Origin of the sequence: Pseudomonas sp. PDM24 (genome assembly GCF_019218905.1) — a bacterium.
Classification (GTDB): Bacteria; Pseudomonadota; Gammaproteobacteria; order Pseudomonadales; family Pseudomonadaceae; genus Aquipseudomonas.
The window spans coordinates 259,416-274,793 of record NZ_JAHUWR010000006.1 but is presented as its reverse complement, the minus strand read 5'-3'; the positions used below and the strand labels follow the sequence as shown (position 1 = coordinate 274,793).

Annotated in this window: 14 protein-coding genes; 7 read left to right on the top strand and 7 right to left on the bottom strand. The window is 60.5% G+C overall.

The features are described from left to right. The first annotated feature begins 15 nt into the window (after positions 1–15). The 4 genes from KW837_RS20810 to pdxH all read left to right on the top strand — a co-directional run bounded on the left by KW837_RS20810 (position 16) and on the right by pdxH (position 5,809). A complete protein-coding gene (locus tag KW837_RS20810; RefSeq protein WP_218398338.1) occupies positions 16–2,538 on the top strand; it encodes a beta-galactosidase in 2,523 nt (840 codons plus the stop codon). Positions 2,539–2,781: 243 nt separating this feature from the next. Beyond that, entirely contained in the window at positions 2,782–3,927 is a 1,146-nt protein-coding gene (locus KW837_RS20805; RefSeq protein ID WP_218398336.1) for a serine hydrolase domain-containing protein, read from the top strand. Positions 3,928–4,039: 112 nt separating this feature from the next. Then, complete coding sequence (locus tag KW837_RS20800) at positions 4,040–5,137, top strand: OmpA family protein (RefSeq protein ID WP_218398334.1); 1,098 nt, start codon at positions 4,040–4,042, stop codon at positions 5,135–5,137. A gap of 24 nt (positions 5,138–5,161) precedes the next feature. Further along, a complete protein-coding gene (gene pdxH / locus KW837_RS20795) occupies positions 5,162–5,809 on the top strand; it encodes a pyridoxamine 5'-phosphate oxidase (RefSeq protein WP_218398332.1) in 648 nt (215 codons plus the stop codon). A 5-nt stretch (positions 5,810–5,814) separates the two neighbouring features. On the opposite strand, the gene KW837_RS20790 is transcribed toward pdxH, so the two are convergent. Then, positions 5,815–6,051: a hypothetical protein gene (locus KW837_RS20790; RefSeq protein ID WP_063342689.1), complete on the bottom strand. Its 237-nt coding sequence runs from the start codon at positions 6,049–6,051 to the stop codon at positions 5,815–5,817. A gap of 168 nt (positions 6,052–6,219) precedes the next feature. Between KW837_RS20790 and KW837_RS20785 the strand changes: the two genes are divergently transcribed. Further along, complete coding sequence (locus KW837_RS20785; protein ID WP_218398330.1) at positions 6,220–6,684, top strand: glycine zipper 2TM domain-containing protein; 465 nt, start codon at positions 6,220–6,222, stop codon at positions 6,682–6,684. A 67-nt stretch (positions 6,685–6,751) separates the two neighbouring features. On the opposite strand, the gene KW837_RS20780 is transcribed toward KW837_RS20785, so the two are convergent. The 3 genes from KW837_RS20780 to nhaA all read right to left on the bottom strand — a co-directional run bounded on the left by KW837_RS20780 (position 6,752) and on the right by nhaA (position 9,546). Further along, complete coding sequence (locus KW837_RS20780; RefSeq protein WP_123360561.1) at positions 6,752–7,006, bottom strand: colicin E3-like toxin immunity protein; 255 nt, start codon at positions 7,004–7,006, stop codon at positions 6,752–6,754. A 7-nt stretch (positions 7,007–7,013) separates the two neighbouring features. Then, complete coding sequence (locus KW837_RS20775) at positions 7,014–8,237, bottom strand: colicin E3/pyocin S6 family cytotoxin (protein ID WP_218398328.1); 1,224 nt, start codon at positions 8,235–8,237, stop codon at positions 7,014–7,016. A gap of 121 nt (positions 8,238–8,358) precedes the next feature. After that, positions 8,359–9,546, bottom strand: coding sequence for a Na+/H+ antiporter NhaA (gene nhaA / locus KW837_RS20770; RefSeq protein WP_218398326.1), 1,188 nt, complete (start codon positions 9,544–9,546; stop codon positions 8,359–8,361). Between the two features lie 246 nt (positions 9,547–9,792). On the opposite strand from nhaA, the gene KW837_RS20765 reads away from it, so the two are divergent. Beyond that, positions 9,793–10,890: a PLP-dependent cysteine synthase family protein gene (locus KW837_RS20765; protein WP_185022204.1), complete on the top strand. Its 1,098-nt coding sequence runs from the start codon at positions 9,793–9,795 to the stop codon at positions 10,888–10,890. A 125-nt stretch (positions 10,891–11,015) separates the two neighbouring features. On the opposite strand, the gene KW837_RS20760 is transcribed toward KW837_RS20765, so the two are convergent. The 3 genes from KW837_RS20760 to KW837_RS20750 form a co-directional block, all read right to left on the bottom strand. After that, positions 11,016–12,629, bottom strand: coding sequence for an NAD(P)/FAD-dependent oxidoreductase (locus KW837_RS20760; protein ID WP_218398324.1), 1,614 nt, complete (start codon positions 12,627–12,629; stop codon positions 11,016–11,018). A 95-nt stretch (positions 12,630–12,724) separates the two neighbouring features. After that, entirely contained in the window at positions 12,725–13,381 is a 657-nt protein-coding gene (locus KW837_RS20755; RefSeq protein WP_218398322.1) for a COG3650 family protein, read from the bottom strand. A 282-nt stretch (positions 13,382–13,663) separates the two neighbouring features. Continuing rightward, positions 13,664–14,263, bottom strand: coding sequence for a short chain dehydrogenase (locus tag KW837_RS20750; protein WP_218398320.1), 600 nt, complete (start codon positions 14,261–14,263; stop codon positions 13,664–13,666). Positions 14,264–14,368: 105 nt separating this feature from the next. On the opposite strand from KW837_RS20750, the gene KW837_RS20745 reads away from it, so the two are divergent. Continuing rightward, the gene (locus KW837_RS20745; protein ID WP_218398318.1) at positions 14,369–15,283 is read left to right on the top strand and encodes a LysR family transcriptional regulator; all 915 of its coding nucleotides are present in this window, start codon (positions 14,369–14,371) and stop codon (positions 15,281–15,283) included. The last annotated feature ends 95 nt before the right edge of the window (positions 15,284–15,378 follow it).

The following is a 15,378-nucleotide window of genomic DNA, read 5'->3' as shown; positions in this document are numbered from 1 at the left end:
GAGATCCACGTTCCTATGATTCGCCGTTCGTTGCCTGCTGTTTTTGCCTTGATGTTCGCAGCCCCTTTGCTGGCGGCCCCTGCCGGCCAGCAGACGCTGTTCAACTTTGTGCGTCCCGCCGATGTGGTTCAGGTGGCGACCCAGGACGCCAGCCTGCCGCAGTCCAACGCGGAGCAAACGGCTGAAGGCGAAGTGCTGCGCCGCGTGACCTTCAACCCGGTCGCCCAGCCGACCTTGCGCCTGACGCCGCAGACCGGTGCCTGGGACTGGTCGCAGTCGGGCGTCATGAGCCTGCGGATCCAGAGCGCGATGAACTGGGCCGTGACTCTGTACGTGAAAATCCAGAGCAACGACGGCAAGACCCTGGTCAGCCGCGTCGATCTGCCGGCCGGCCCGGCGCAAACCCTGCTGGTGCCACTGCAACCGAGTACACCTTTGAGCCAGGGTATGAAAGCCGGCCCGCCGATGCCGATCAACTTCGAAGGCCAGCGTGTATTGCTGGCGAGCAGCGCCGGTGAGCTGGACCGCAGCCAAGTGGTGTCGGTGACCTTGTCGATGGATCAGCCCAAAGTCGCCCAAAGCATCCTGCTCGAGCGCTTCGGCGTGCAGGATGGCGAGGCTGTCACCAAGGCCGCTTATGGCGGTCTGGTGGACGCCTACGGCCAATCGACCCGGGCCAAATGGCCGGAGAAGGTCAGCAGCGACGAGCAACTGAAATCCGCCGCGGCCAAAGAACAGCAACAACTGAAAAGCTGGCTGGCCGAGCGAGAGAAGCAGTCCCTGGACAAGTTCGGCGGCTGGACCAAAGGCCCTGCGTTCAAGGCCAGCGGCTTTTTCCGCACAGAAAAACGTGACGGCCGCTGGTACCTGGTAACCCCGGAAGGGCATCCGTTCTATTCCCTCGGCGTCAACAGCGTGACCCCGAGCGCAAACCAGACCTACGTCGCCGGTCGCGAGTGGATGTTCGAGTCCCTGCCCAAACCCGACGAGCCCCTTGCCAGCTACTATGGCGAAGGCGACAACCGTGGCGGCAATGGCGCCGATCAGGGCCGAGCCTACAACGCCGGGCGCTGGTACGATTTCTATGGCGCCAACCTGCAGCGTCTGTATGGCGAGCCTTGCACACCGGGCAGCGACACCAAGGCCGGTGTCGCCGAAGCGGCCAAGGCCGATGCGGTCGAGGCGACGGCCGATAAGGCCGCCGCACCATCAGCCGATCCTGCGGCGACCGAATCCGCGGCCGGCGTCGCTGAAGCGGCCAAGACCGGCGCTGTTGAAGCGTCAGTCGAAAAAGCGGCCGAGCAAACGGCCGCCGAACCTTGCAAAGTGGTTTTCGACGAAAAGCGTTGGGCCAGTCACACCCTCGATCGCCTGCAAGCCTGGGGTTTCAACACCCTCGGCAACTGGAGCGCACCGGTGTTTGGCAACGCTGACCGAGTGCCATACACCCTGCCGCTGTCGATCGTCGGCGATTACGCCAGCATCAGCACCGGTACCGATTGGTGGGGCGGCATGCCCGATCCGTTCGATCCGCGTTTCGCCATGGCCACCGAGCGCGCCGTAGCCATCGCCGCCCGCGACCATCGCGACGATCCTTGGCTGATCGGTTACTTCGCCGATAACGAACTGGCCTGGGCCGGTCCCGGCGATGACCCGAAGGCCCGTTACGCGCTGGCCTACGGGACCTTGAAAATGACCACCGATGTGCCGGCCAAACGTGCCTTCCTCAAACAACTGCGTGACAAGTACCGCAACCAGGCGGGCCTTTCCAAGGCATGGGGCATTGATCTGCCGGCCTGGGAATTGATGGAAGACCCGGGCTTCGTGCCACCGCAGCCGAGCGCCGAGTACCCGGAAATCGAAGCCGACTTCAAATACTTCCAGAAAGTGTTTGCCGACACGTACTTCAAAACCGTCTCCGACTCGCTCAAGTGGCATGCGCCGAACCAGTTGTTGCTGGGTGGGCGTTTTGCCGTCAGCACCCCGGAAGCCGTCGAGTCCTGCGCGCAATACTGCGACGTGCTGAGCTTCAATATGTACACCCTGCAACCCCAGGACGGTTACGACTTCGGCAGACTGCGCAGCCTGGACAAGCCGGTGCTGATCACTGAATTCAATTTCGGTTCGACGGATCGCGGCCCGTTCTGGGGAGGCGTGACGCAACTGGCGAAAGAAGAAGACCGCGGCCCGGCCTACGCCAATTTCCTCAAGCAGGCGATGAGCGAACCGTCGATTGTCGGGGTGCATTGGTTCCAGTACCTCGATCAACCGGTGACCGGTCGCCTGCTGGATGGCGAGAACGGTCACTTCGGGCTGGTGGGTATTACTGATCTGCCGTTCCAGGGCTTTGTCGACAGTGTGCGCAAAAGCAATGTGCAGACTGTCGATCAACTCGGCAAAGAGGCCGAGAAGGCCAGGGCTGAGGCGGAAAAAGCCGCCGGGAACCATGAAGGCGAGGGCGGCAAGCAAGGCGCTGCCGGCAAAGGAGCGGAGCAGGGCGCCGGTCATGCGGGTGGGCATTCGGGCAATGGTCATTAATAGCTGAGACCGCGTTGTCGTTCTTCGCGGGCAAGCCTCGCTCCTACAGGATTTATGTCGTTCGCAAACCAACTCAAAATCTGTAGGAGCGAGGCTTGCCCGCGAAGGCGTCGGTACAGGCACTATAAATTTCCAATCATTTCCATGGCCGGGCGACCGCCCGGCCCGACCCTGTTCCCAAAACCCTCAAGGGCTGGAACAATGCGGGCCACTTTATAGAGCGTTTATCCGGGAGAGTTGTGGGTGCAGATTCAGGGTCATTACGAGCTTAAGTTCGAAGCGGTGCGCGAAGCTTTTGCGGCGTTGTTCGACGATCCTCAGGAGCGTGGTGCGGCGTTGTGCATCCGGATTGGCGGTGAAACTGTCCTCGACCTCTGGGGCGGCACCGCTGACAAGGACGGCACCGAAGCCTGGCACAGCGACACCATTGCCAACCTGTTTTCCTGCACCAAGACCTTCACCGCCGTGACCGCGCTGCAGCTGGTGGCCGAAGGCAAGCTGCAACTGGATGTCCCGGTCGCTCGCTACTGGCCCGAGTTCGCTGCCGCCGGCAAAGAATCCGTGACCCTGCGCCACTTGCTCAGCCATCAGGCCGGCCTGCCTGCGTTGCGCGAATTGCTGGCGCCAGAAACACTTTACGACTGGCAGACCATGGTCGATGCCCTGGCTGCCGAAGCGCCATGGTGGACGCCGGGTCAAGGTCACGGTTATGCGGCGATCACCTATGGTTGGCTGGTCGGTGAATTGCTGCGTCGCGCCGACGGTCGTGGGCCGGGCGAGTCCATCGTGGCACGGGTCGCGAAGCCTTTGGGGCTGGACTTCCACGTTGGCCTCGCCGACAAAGAGTTTCATCGCGTCGCGCACATTGCCCGTAGCAAGGGCAACCTCGGCGACGCCGCGGCCCAGCGCTTGCTGCAAGTGACCATGCGCGAGCCGACGGCCATGAGCACGCGGGCCTTCACCAACCCGCCGTCTATAATGACTAGCACCAACAAACCGGAATGGCGGCGCATGCAGCAGCCGGCCGCCAATGGCCACGGCAATGCCCGCAGCCTGGCCGGGTTCTACTCAGGTTTGCTCGACGGCAGCCTGCTGGAAAGCGACATGCTCGAGGAGCTGACCCGCGAACACAGCGTCGGCGAAGACAAGACTTTATTGACCCGGACCCGCTTCGGCCTGGGTTGCATGCTCGATCAACCGGACGTACCCAACGCCACCTATGGCCTCGGCCCACGGGCGTTCGGTCACCCGGGCGCCGGCGGTTCCATCGGTTTTGCTGATCCGGAATACGATGTGGCCTTCGGCTTTGTGACAAATACCCTGGGGCCGTACGTCTTGATGGATCCACGAGCCCAAAAGCTTGTGCGAGTACTGGCCACTTGTCTGTAAATCACGCTTAAGGGGGCCAGGGCCGGAACCCGAAAGCCTTTGTGGTTTCAAAGCGCTGTTTATCCGGGCCAACCCGGTCTGATTCTTCATTACTTCATTTTGTGGATATCCAATGTCATCCAATAAAACTCTCGCCCTGGCCCTGTGCTTCGCTATCACCGGTTGCGCACAAACCCCACAAAATGACGCAGACGGCGGCAGCTGGTGGCCGTTCGGCTCTTCCGACAAGGTTGCGACCAAAGAACCGGCCCCCGCTCCGTTGAAACCTGCTGCAACAGCCCCCGTCGCCAAGGCTGACAGTGCATCCCCTTGGTACTGGCCGTTCGGTTCCGATGACGCTGCCGACAAAGTGGCCAAACCGGACGTGAAGCCGGAAGTTAAACCTGAAGCCAAGCCGGTCGTTGCAGCCAAGGCTGAAGCCGATGCCGGTGGCAACTGGTGGTGGCCGTTCGGCGGTAAGGAGCAGAGCACCGCCAAGGTCGTGCCGATGCCCGACCCGAAAGTCACCCAGGCCTGGCTCGACGACTACGAACCGCGCCTGCGCGAGGCGATCAAGGACAGCAACCTGAAACTCGAGCGCCGCGAAAACGTGCTGGTTGTCACGGCACCGGTAGAAGGCTCGTTTAACCCTGACCGTCCGTCCATGCTGTTGCCGGTGACCCTCGGCCCGTTCACCCGTGTCGCGAAAATCCTCGAAGTCGATCCAAAGACTGCCGTGCTGGTACTCGGTCACAGTGATACGTCGGGCGCCGCACCGGCCAACGTGAAGCTGAGCCAGGAGCGCGCCCAAGCGGTGGCGGCGATCTTCCGTCTCAGCGGTCTGCAGCGTGATCGTTTGATGCTGCGCGGCATGGGTGGTGAGGCTCCGCGCGCCGCCAATGACAGTTCTGAAGGTCGTGCCCTGAACCGTCGCGTCGAGTTGTTGGTGACCCCGGCAAACACCATGGTCGCGCTGCTGAGCAAGTACAACATGCCGGCTCCTGCACCGGTGAAAACCATGGTTGCTGCGCAAGACATCAAGCCAGTGGCCAAGCCTGTGACCCCGGCGCCTGCTGCGAAGAAAGCGGCTGTGCCGGCGACGAAAAAGGCACCGGCCAAGAAAGCGGCTGCCAAGGCGCCAGCCAAAAAAGCCGTGGTTAAGAAGACCGCGCCGGCCAAAGCCGCTGTCGACACCAAGAAAGTCGCTGTCGCCGATGACACAAAGAAGTGATTCGTTAACCAAAAGGAATGCGCCATGACCCGGCCCTTGGCAGATATGCGTCGCGATTACACCCGAGATGGCCTGACCGAGGCGCAAGCCCCGGCCGAGCCGTTCGCGCTGTTTCATCAGTGGTTTGCCGACGCGGTGAAAACCGAGCAAGTGCCGGTGGAGGCGAATGCCATGACGCTGGCCACCGTCGATCAGCAGGGGCGGCCGCATTGCCGCATCCTGCTGCTCAAGGGGTTGGACGAGCAGGGCTTCACCTTTTTCACCAACTACGATAGCGACAAGGGGCAGCAACTGGCAGCCAATCCATTTGCGGCCATGACGTTCTTCTGGCCGGCCCTGGAGCGCCAGGTGCGCATCGAAGGGCGGGTGGTGAAGGTCACGCCTGAAGAGTCCGACGCTTATTATCAGGTTCGTCCTCTGGGCAGCCGTCTCGGTGCCTGGGCCTCGCCCCAGAGCCGGGTGATCGCCGATCGCGGCGAACTGGAAGCGCTGCTCAAGAATACCGAGCAACGTTTCAGCGATACTCAGCCTCACTGCCCCGAACACTGGGGCGGTTATCGTTTGCTACCCGAGCGCATCGAATTCTGGCAGGGTCGTCCGAGCCGTCTGCACGATCGCCTCAACTACCGCTTGCAAGGCACCGACTGGGTTCGTGAACGCCTGGCGCCGTAAATAGCCTACCGATCGGGATACCCTGCCGCAGCGGCCGCCAGCCACTGAGGCAGGTCCCGCCGCTTGATCTTCTGCGCTTGAGCGTTCGCCAGCTGCTGGAGCATGAAGGCTCTTTTCTGTTCGTCTTTACCCGCCAGTGACAACGCCAGATCGCGGTCCATCCAGCGTTTGATCCGCACGTACAGCCACCAATGGAAGTACAAGCCGGCGACGGTCGTGACGACAATGATGAAGTAATCCATGAAAGTCCTTGGGTCTGCGGCGCAGATTTTGTAATTTGCCGCTACTGTATGTGAGTTCGAAAAAGCGCCTGTATCGGGCCTGAATGAAACCAATTTTATCCGGGCAATGCCGTGACAGGCGTCAAGCTGCGGAGTTTAATGGATACCTGTCCTATGGAGTTTGATGCTATGCGTAAGTCTGTTCTGCTGGTTGCTTCCTTTTCCACGATGGCGATGTTGCTCTCCGGTTGCCAATCGAGCCTGACCGGTGACTCCTACTCCCGTGACGAAGCGCGTCGTGTGCAGACGATTCGCATGGGCACTATCGAAGCGCTGCGTCCGGTGAAAATCGAAGGCACCAAAACCCCGATCGGCAGCGTCGCGGGCGCAGCAGTGGGTGGTGTCGGCGGTAGCGCCATTGGCGGCGGTCGCGGCAGCATCGTCGCAGCGGTCATCGGCGCTGTCGCCGGCGGCCTGATAGGCTCGGCTGCCGAAGAAGGCCTGACCCGTACGCAAGGTGTTGAAATCACCGTGCGCGAAGACGATGGCAGCATGCGCGCCTACGTGCAGGAAGTTCAGCCAAACGAAGTGTTCCGCGTGGGTGAGCGGGTGCGGATTGCTACTGTTGATGGTACGAGCCGCGTTGCGCACTAAGCGGGAATACGGGTAAAAGAAAACCCCGATCAGGTGACTGGTCGGGGTTTTGTGTTTTTTGGGGGAATTACCATACTTTCCGATATCGAAATGCAACTTGGTAATCAAAAGCGGCAATATTGATCTTATGCTTGAACAGAGGCTGAAGCTCTGGCACCCACGCCGATAAAACGTCAAATCCACCGTCGTAGATCTCGCTTTCCGCCATCAGGCCTAATGCATCGATTACTGAACCGTCATCACCAAGATCAGCGGAGTATTCTTTTCCGGCTGCTATTTCCGTTTCTTTGTCATACCAGTCCAATCTGATCTTCAGTCCCATCTTGGCCTCACAAATACTTTTTAATGCTGCGGTTTTTTTTAGGCGGGTCTATTTGCTTGCCTGTCAGGTGGTCGAACGAGCCTAGATGGCTTCCATCACTTGCCCGATAAGCTTCCAGCTCCCCATGCAAAGAGTCCCATTCATAAATTGTTCGACCTTTGGCATCAATCCAACGCTCTCGAAGTCCACCGCCCCCTTGTCGTGGGGTTTTCTTTTTTGCTTCTTTCAAGCCCAAGAAACCAGTGATTTCCTCTGTTTCAGGTGCAGAGTGATAGTCGTGATCGGGGTTAGGAACCCGTCTTCCTGAAACACTCACCACAATATAAACCGGCAACACCCCCGAATCCGCCGGAAACACCAGAATGAAATCCTTGTACTCAGGCGGATACACCGGATTCACGATGATGCTGTCAGCCGCCTTCGTCGGCGGGTAAACCCAGATGTGCGGTGCTTGCGGGGCGGCTTCCAGGGCGGGGATGCCGAGGATGTTTGAACCGTCCTCGGCCGGTGTCCAGATCAGCTCTATACCATCCCCAAGATCAGCCACCTGCTGACTGCCGCGCAAGGTGACTTGCACGACATCGACCATTTCCCAATCGCGATTCTTGCCGGTGTAGAAACCGTATCCCTTGAGACTGCCGTCAGCCTGTTGTTCGACTCTGAGGCGTACGCGGATGCGGGCCTGCTTAAGGGATCGCAGTTGATCTTCGGTGTAGAGCGAGCTGTCGCCTAGGCTCGACGGTATGACCAGAGCCACCAGGCCTGCCAAGGTAGCCGCGGCGGTGCTGGCGGCGACGGCGGGCAGTGCGGTGAACGCTGAGCCGGCTAGCGCAAAGCTGCCGAAACCCGCCGGAACCGCAGTGCCACTGATTTTCTTGAGCGGTACAACACCGCTTTCATCGGCCTCGCGAGCGCCGAGCAGAACCAGTTCGCCGTAGTCTTTCAGACTGTCAGTCGGAACAACGCCAGTGGGATTCGTGTAGTCGATGATTGCGTCGGGCAGTTTGCAGGACTTGGCGAATACGCAGCCCGCGCGGACAACGTTGTCCTTTTTCGCTGCGACTTGAAGGCTGTCTTCGAAGGCCTGCTGCCGGGCGAGCATGGCGTCGTAGGCATTTTGCCTGGCATCGCGCTCGGCCAGTTCGGTGGCCGTCATATAGCGGTGGGTGACGTGATGCCCATCGCCTGACGGTGGGTTTTTAACCCGGGGGATGTCCTTGTTGCCAGCCACTGATTGTCCTTTCGCTCGTCCATCGGCAACCCCTGAAAGAGGGGCTGCGCGACGTTAACGAACGTGGCTAATCGTGGCTGTAGGACGAATCCTGAATATCGCTAAGAGTGTTCTCTATCGCTCAGGAAGGTAGTGCGGGGTTCTTGCGACTCGCTGCCGCCGTCACCGCATAACCGATCAATGCCGCCAGTATCGAGCCGGTCAGAATCCCCATTCGATCCATCCCGGCGTATTCACTGGTGCCGGGCACGAAGGCCAGGGAGCCGACGAACAGGCTCATGGTGAAACCGATGCCGCAGAGGATCGCCACGCCCAACACCTGACCCCAGTTGGCGCCCTGGGGCAGGGTGGCAATGCCGATTTTTACCGCCAGCCAGGTCAGGCCGTAGACACCGATGGTCTTGCCCAGCAGCAGGCCGATGGCGATGCCCATTGGCACGTCGTGGGTGAAGCTTTCGACCGTCACGCCGCTCAGGGACAGGCCGGCGTTGGCGAAGGCGAACAGCGGCAGGATGCCGTAGGCCACCCACGGATGCAGGGCATGTTCCAGGGTCAGCAGCGGCGAAGGCTCGGCGTTTTTCGTGCGCAGTGGAATGCAGAAGGCCAGGGTCACACCGGCCAGCGTGGCATGCACGCCGCTCTTGAGCACGCAGACCCAGAGGATCAGCCCGATGATCATGTACGGCCCGAGCTTGACCACGCCGAGTCGGTTCATCCCGATCAACGCCGCGATACAGGCTGCGGCCAATGCCAGGGACAAGGTCGACAGTGCGCCGGAATAGAAGATCGCAATGATGATGATCGCGCCCAGGTCGTCGATGATCGCCAGGGTCATGAGGAACAGTTTCAGCGACACCGGCACGCGTTTGCCCAACAGGGCCAGTACGCCGAGGGCGAAGGCGATGTCGGTGGCGGTCGGAATGGCCCAGCCACTCAGGGCGGACGGGTTGTCGCGGTTGAGGAACCAGTAGATCAGCGCCGGCACCACCATGCCGCCAATCGCCGCCGCGCCGGGCAGGACGATTTGCGACGGTTTCGACAGTTGGCCGTCGAGGACCTCGCGTTTTACTTCCAGGCCAATCAGCAGGAAGAACAGGGCCATCAGGCCATCGTTGATCCACAGCAGCAGTGGCTTGGCGATTTTCAACGCGCCGATCTGAGCCACCACGGGGGTGTCCAGCAGCCCGCTATAGAGCCACGACAGTGATGAATTGTTGATGATCAGGGCGAGAGCGGCCGCGGCGATCAATAACAGACCGCTGGCAGCTTCCAACTGAAAGAAACGCGTGAACGTGCTACGCAGAGGCAAGGTCGCTCTCCATCGATGAATTCAAAAGGTGGCACACCCTAACCCGTACCGTTAGTTGTTAAAACAAAAGTTATATTCTTTTTTGTTATATGCCGTTACAACGCGGACGGTCAGCAAAGGCGAGCCTAGCAGTTGCCGGACGTATTGGACCTCAGCTGTATCTGTGCATGATGTAGGTTCTTTCCTAAGCTTGTGGGCTGAGCCTTGCGACAAGGCCGACTCTTTGCCTGATTCAACGAGAAAACCATCATGAGCGACAACCGACAGTGGGCCCGCGAAGCCATCCGGATCATCGAAGCCGACTTCCAGCGTAGCGCCGATACCCACCTGATTCCCTTGCCGCTACCGGGGTTGCCGGGCATCGAGTTGTATTTCAAGGATGAGTCGAGCCATCCCACCGGCAGCCTGAAACATCGGCTGGCGCGCTCGTTATTTCTTTACGCTTTGTGTAACGGCTGGCTCAAACCGGGTGCGCCGGTGATCGAAGCCTCCAGCGGTTCGACGGCGATTTCCGAGGCGTATTTTGCCCGGTTACTGGGTTTGCCGTTCATTGCCGTAATGCCCGCAAGCACGTCCAAGGAAAAGATCGCGCAGATCGCTTTCTACGGTGGCAAGAGCCATCTGGTGGACGATCCGACGCAGATCTACGCCGAGTCCGAACGCCTGGCTCGCGAACATGACGGGCACTTCATCGACCAGTTCACCTACGCCGAACGCGCCACCGACTGGCGGGCGAACAACAACATCGCCGAATCGATCTTCCAGCAGATGCGCTTCGAGCAACATCCGGAACCGAGCTGGCTGATTTCCAGCCCCGGCACCGGAGGCACTACCGCGACGCTCGGCCGTTACGTGCGCTATCGCCAGCACTCCACCCGTGTGCTGTGCGCCGATGCCGAGCGTTCGGTGTTCTTCGATTACTACCAGACTGGCGATGCCAGCTTGCGCCTGGATTGCGGGTCACGGATTGAAGGCATTGGTCGGCCGCGAGTGGAAGCGTCATTCCTGCCCAAGGTGATCGATGCGATGGTCAAGGTGCCGGACGCCTTGTCGCTGGCGGCCATGCATTATCTGGCGCAGCGTTTGGGTCGGCATGTGGGCGGATCAAGCGGGACCAACCTGATCGGCGCGCTGATGGCGGCGCAACAGATGAAAGCGGCGGGGGAGTCGGGATCGATCGTGGCGATTCTGTGCGATGGCGGCGAGCGCTATGCCACCACCTATTACGATCAGGCCTGGCTCAAGGCCCAGGGGTATGAGCTGAGTGGTTTGATGGATGCCGTGGCGGCGAGTGTCGAGCGTGGCGAGCCGTTGCCGGCCAGCGTGTTGCGCGCCAATATCTGACACCAAACACCGCCCCCTGTAGGAGCGAGGCTTGCCCGCGAAGAACGATAATGCGGTCTTTCAGAAAGTCCGCGTCAACTTCTTCGCGGGCAAGCCTCGCTCCTACAGGGGCGTGTGATCGTTCCTTAGGCCTCGAGGCCAAGGATGTCTCGGGCCACCGCTTCGGCAATCCGAATCCCGTCGACACCCGCCGACAGAATCCCGCCCGCATAACCCGCGCCTTCACCGGCCGGGAACAAGCCCTTCACGTTCAGGCTTTGCATCGACTCGTTACGGGTAATACGCAGCGGCGATGACGTGCGCGTCTCGATCCCGGTCAACACGGCGTCGTGCAGCGAGTAGCCACGAATCTGCTTCTCGAACGCCGGCAAGGCTTCGCGAATGGCTTCGATGGCGAACGCCGGCAACGCCAGGGCCAAATCACCCAAGGCAACGCCCGGCTTGTAGGACGGCTCGACGCTGCCCAACTCGGTCGATGGCTTGCCTGCAATGAAGTCGCCGACCAATTGCGCTGGCGCTTCGTAATTGCTGCCGCCCAACACAAAGGCGTGGGATTCCAGGCGTTCCTGCAACTCGATGCCAGCCAGTGGGCCACCTGGGTAATCGACTTCCGGGGTGATCCCGACAACGATCCCGGAGTTGGCGTTGCGCTCGTTACGCGAGTACTGGCTCATGCCATTGGTGACCACGCGGTTCGGCTCGGAGGTCGCTGCCACCACGGTTCCGCCCGGGCACATGCAGAAGCTGTAGACCGAACGGCCGTTACTGGCGTGGTGCACCAGTTTGTAGTCGGCAGCGCCGAGTTTCGGGTGCCCGGCGTATTTGCCCAGGCGCGCGCGGTCGATCAGCGATTGCGGGTGCTCGATGCGGAAACCCACCGAGAACGGCTTGGCTTCCATGTACACGCCGCGGCCGTGGAGCATGCGGAAGGTGTCCCGGGCGCTGTGGCCGAGGGCCAGAATCACGTGTTTCGAATGGATCTGCTCGCCGCCATTGAGCTCGACACCGACCAGTTGGCCGTCTTCGATCAAGACGTCAGTGACGCGCTGCTGGAAGCGCACTTCGCCGCCCATGGCGCGAATCTGCTCACGCATGTTTTCCACGACACCGGTCAGACGGAACGTACCGATGTGCGGTTTGCTGACGTAGAGGATTTCTTCCGGCGCGCCGGCCTTGACGAACTCGTGCAAGACTTTGCGACCGATGAATTTCGGGTCCTTGATCTGGCTGTAGAGCTTGCCGTCAGAGAACGTACCCGCGCCGCCTTCACCGAACTGCACGTTGGATTCGGGGTTGAGCACGCTTTTGCGCCACAGGCCCCAGGTGTCCTTGGTGCGCTGACGCACTTCGGTGCCACGTTCGAGGATGATCGGTTTGAAGCCCATTTGCGCCAGCAGCAGCCCGGCGAAGATTCCGCACGGGCCGAATCCGACCACGATCGGGCGCTGGCTCAGGTCAGCCGGTGCCTGGCCGACCACTTTGTAGCTGACATCCGGCGCCACGTTGACGTTACGGTCATCGGCGAATCTGTGCAGCACCGCCGCCTCACCGCGAACGTTGAGGTCGATGGTGTAGATGAAGCACAGTTCGGAGGACTTTTTGCGCGCATCGTAGCTGCGCTTGAACAAGGTGAAATCGAGCAGGTCATCACTGGCGATGCCCAGGCGCTGCACGATGGCAGGGCGCAGGTCTTCTTCGGGATGGTCGATCGGCAGCTTGAGTTCGGTGATTCGTAACATGACGGGATCCGGTTCGCGGGGCGCACAACTGCGCCAAGGCGTTTGAAGCCCGCGATTATAAGCCTCAAAGGATGATTCCCGTGAGGCAAAAACGATCAGTCGTCGCGCGATCCGCCAAAATACCCACAGCCGCGTTGCACCTGGCCGTCAATGCGCAGCTCGGCGCTCATGTGCTGCACGCTGCCGGTGCTGCCGTCGACACAACGTTGCGGCGCGACCCAGAGCTCGATGCGCTGGTTATTGGCTTCGGTGCTCAGGTTGAAACGGCCGTCGCCCAGTTGCTCTTCAACGTACGGCAGGGCCAGGGGCGGCTGACCGGCGCGGTCGATGACCATGCCTTTGCCGCTGACTCTGACGTTCCATTCCGGGCCATGGCCGGCGGCGCGCAGCGTCAGCTGCTTGAAATCGGGATCGTCGCACGCCGTGCCCGAGCGTTCGACGCGGTACAACTGCTCCAGATCCAGCTGGCCGCTGGCGGTGATCCGGCCACGCACGTCGGCGAACAGCTTGCCCTGGTCATCGGCCAGGGTTGCGGCCTCTTGCAGGACGCTGGTGCCGCCGCTGTCGTTGACCACCAAACTGCGCTGCTCATTGCATGGCTGGAACAGTAACTTGCCGTCAGCGGCCGTCAATTGGCCCTGCAGGCGGGTCTGGCCCACATGGGACGCGCTTTCCCGTGGGCCATCAAGCAACTGGCAGGCGGCGAACAACGGAAGCACGGCAACAAGTACCAAGGAACGGGCAACACGCATCTTTGAGTCTCCTGACAAGTGTCGCCACGTTACTCAGCCTGACCGTTCATCACAACCCTGCAATGTCCTCGCTTTCCCAGAATCAAGATCAAAAGATCGCAGCCTGCGGCAGCTCCTACAGGGCGTACGCGGTGCGTTTGTAGGCGCTGGCGAAGCCTGCGATCTTTTTCAAAACGGCTGAAAATCAAGATCAAAAGATCGCAGCCTGCGGCAGCTCCTACAGGATGTACGCCGAGCCTTTTGTAGGAGCTGGCGAAGCCTGCGATCTTTGATTCTGGTGGTTTAGCCGACGCGGTAGGTCTGGCCGGTCTGCAAGCCTTCCACGCTTTTGGCGTAGGCCAGCGCCACTTCGGCGGCGGGAACCGGTTTGAAGCCACGGAAGTACGGGGCATAACTGCCCATGGCTTCGACCAGCACGTTCGGGCTGACCGAGTTGATGCGCAAACCGCGCGGCAGTTCGATTGCCGCGGCACGGACGAAGCTATCCAGGGCGCCGTTGACCATGGAGGCAGAGCTGCCGGTACGAATCGGATCGTGGCTGAGGATGCCGGTGGTGAAGGTGAATGACGCACCGTCATTGGCGAATTCCCGGCCGATCAGCAGCAGGTTGACCTGGCCCATCAGCTTGTCCCGCAAGCCGAGCTCGAAGTCTTGTTCGGTCATGGTCGCCAGTGGCACGAAGTTGACGCTGCCAGCGGCGCAGATCAGCGCATCGAAGTTGCCGGTCTGTTGGAACAATTTGCGGATCGAGGCGCTGTCACTGATGTCGACCTGAAACTCACCGCTCTTGCGGCCGATACGGATGACTTCGTGGCGCTGGGACAGCTCATGGTCAATGGCCGAACCGACGGTGCCAGAGGCGCCAATCAAAAGAATTTTCATCGTGCTGTACCTGAATGGGTTGGATTTAAATTTAAGTTTAGAGTGGTTTTTTCCATTGATAAGCGGGCTAATAGGCAACCTTTGGTTTTCAAATGGAAACAATCCATGAGCGAAATGGACGACCTGGCGGCATTCGCGGTGTTGATCGAGGCGGGCAGTTTCACCTTGGCTGCCCAGCAACTGGGTTGCAGCAAAGGGCAACTCTCCAAACGCATCAGCCTGCTGGAAACGCGGTTCTCCGTGGTGTTGTTACAACGCACTACGCGCCGCTTGAGCCTGACGGCGGCGGGTGCGGCGCTATTGCCGCAAGCCCAGGCGCTGGTGGTTCAAGTCGAGCGAGCGCGTCAGGCCCTGGCGCGGTTGAAAGACGACATGGCCGGCCCGGTGCGGATGACGGTTCCGGTTTCATTGGGGGAAACCTTCTTTGACGGCGCGCTGCTGGAGTTTTCCCGGCAATACCCCGAGGTGCAGATCGAGCTGGAGCTCAATAATAATTACCGCGACCTGTCCCGGGACGGTTTCGATTTGGCAATCCGCTCGGAAGTGGCCAACGACGAACGCCTTGTCGCCCGCCCGCTGCTGGCCTGGCACGAGATGACCTGCGCCAGCCCCGCGTACCTTGAGCGATTCGGTGAACCACTGACGCCTCAGGCACTGGCCGAACACCGCTGCCTGCTCAACAGCCATTACAGCGGTCGCGAAGAATGGCTCTATCACCAACAGCACGAGTTACTGCGGGTGCGAGTGTCGGGGCCGTTTGCCAGCAACCACTACAACCTCTTGAAGAAAGCCGCGCTGGCGGATGCGGGCATTGCGCGTTTGCCGTCGTATTTGCTGCAAGAGGAATTGGCTGACGGGTGTTTGCGCTGGCTCCTGCGCGATTATCAGACCCGCAGCATGCCGATGTACCTGGTGCACCCGTATCAGGGCGGTTTGCCGAAACGTACCCAAGTGTTGGCGGATTATTTGATCGGTTGGTTCAAGCGCAGTGGCGAGGCGTTGGATCGGCTTCAACGATAACGTCTCACCACGCAACCCCCCTGTGGGAGCGGGCTTGCTCGCGAAAGCGGTGTGTCAGCCAACATATCTGTTGAATGTGATACCGCTTTCGCGAG

Coding starts and splice junctions, on each gene's coding strand:
- KW837_RS20810 (WP_218398338.1), top strand. CDS start 16: ATGATTCGCCGTTCGTTGCCTGCTGTTTTTGCCTTGATGTTCGCAGCC.
- KW837_RS20800 (WP_218398334.1), top strand. CDS start 4,040: ATGTCATCCAATAAAACTCTCGCCCTGGCCCTGTGCTTCGCTATCACC.
- pdxH (WP_218398332.1), top strand. CDS start 5,162: ATGACCCGGCCCTTGGCAGATATGCGTCGCGATTACACCCGAGATGGC.
- KW837_RS20790 (WP_063342689.1), bottom strand. CDS start 6,051: ATGGATTACTTCATCATTGTCGTCACGACCGTCGCCGGCTTGTACTTC.
- KW837_RS20785 (WP_218398330.1), top strand. CDS start 6,220: ATGCGTAAGTCTGTTCTGCTGGTTGCTTCCTTTTCCACGATGGCGATG.
- KW837_RS20780 (WP_123360561.1), bottom strand. CDS start 7,006: ATGGGACTGAAGATCAGATTGGACTGGTATGACAAAGAAACGGAAATA.
- KW837_RS20760 (WP_218398324.1), bottom strand. CDS start 12,629: ATGTTACGAATCACCGAACTCAAGCTGCCGATCGACCATCCCGAAGAA.
- KW837_RS20755 (WP_218398322.1), bottom strand. CDS start 13,381: ATGCGTGTTGCCCGTTCCTTGGTACTTGTTGCCGTGCTTCCGTTGTTC.
- KW837_RS20750 (WP_218398320.1), bottom strand. CDS start 14,263: ATGAAAATTCTTTTGATTGGCGCCTCTGGCACCGTCGGTTCGGCCATT.
- KW837_RS20745 (WP_218398318.1), top strand. CDS start 14,369: ATGAGCGAAATGGACGACCTGGCGGCATTCGCGGTGTTGATCGAGGCG.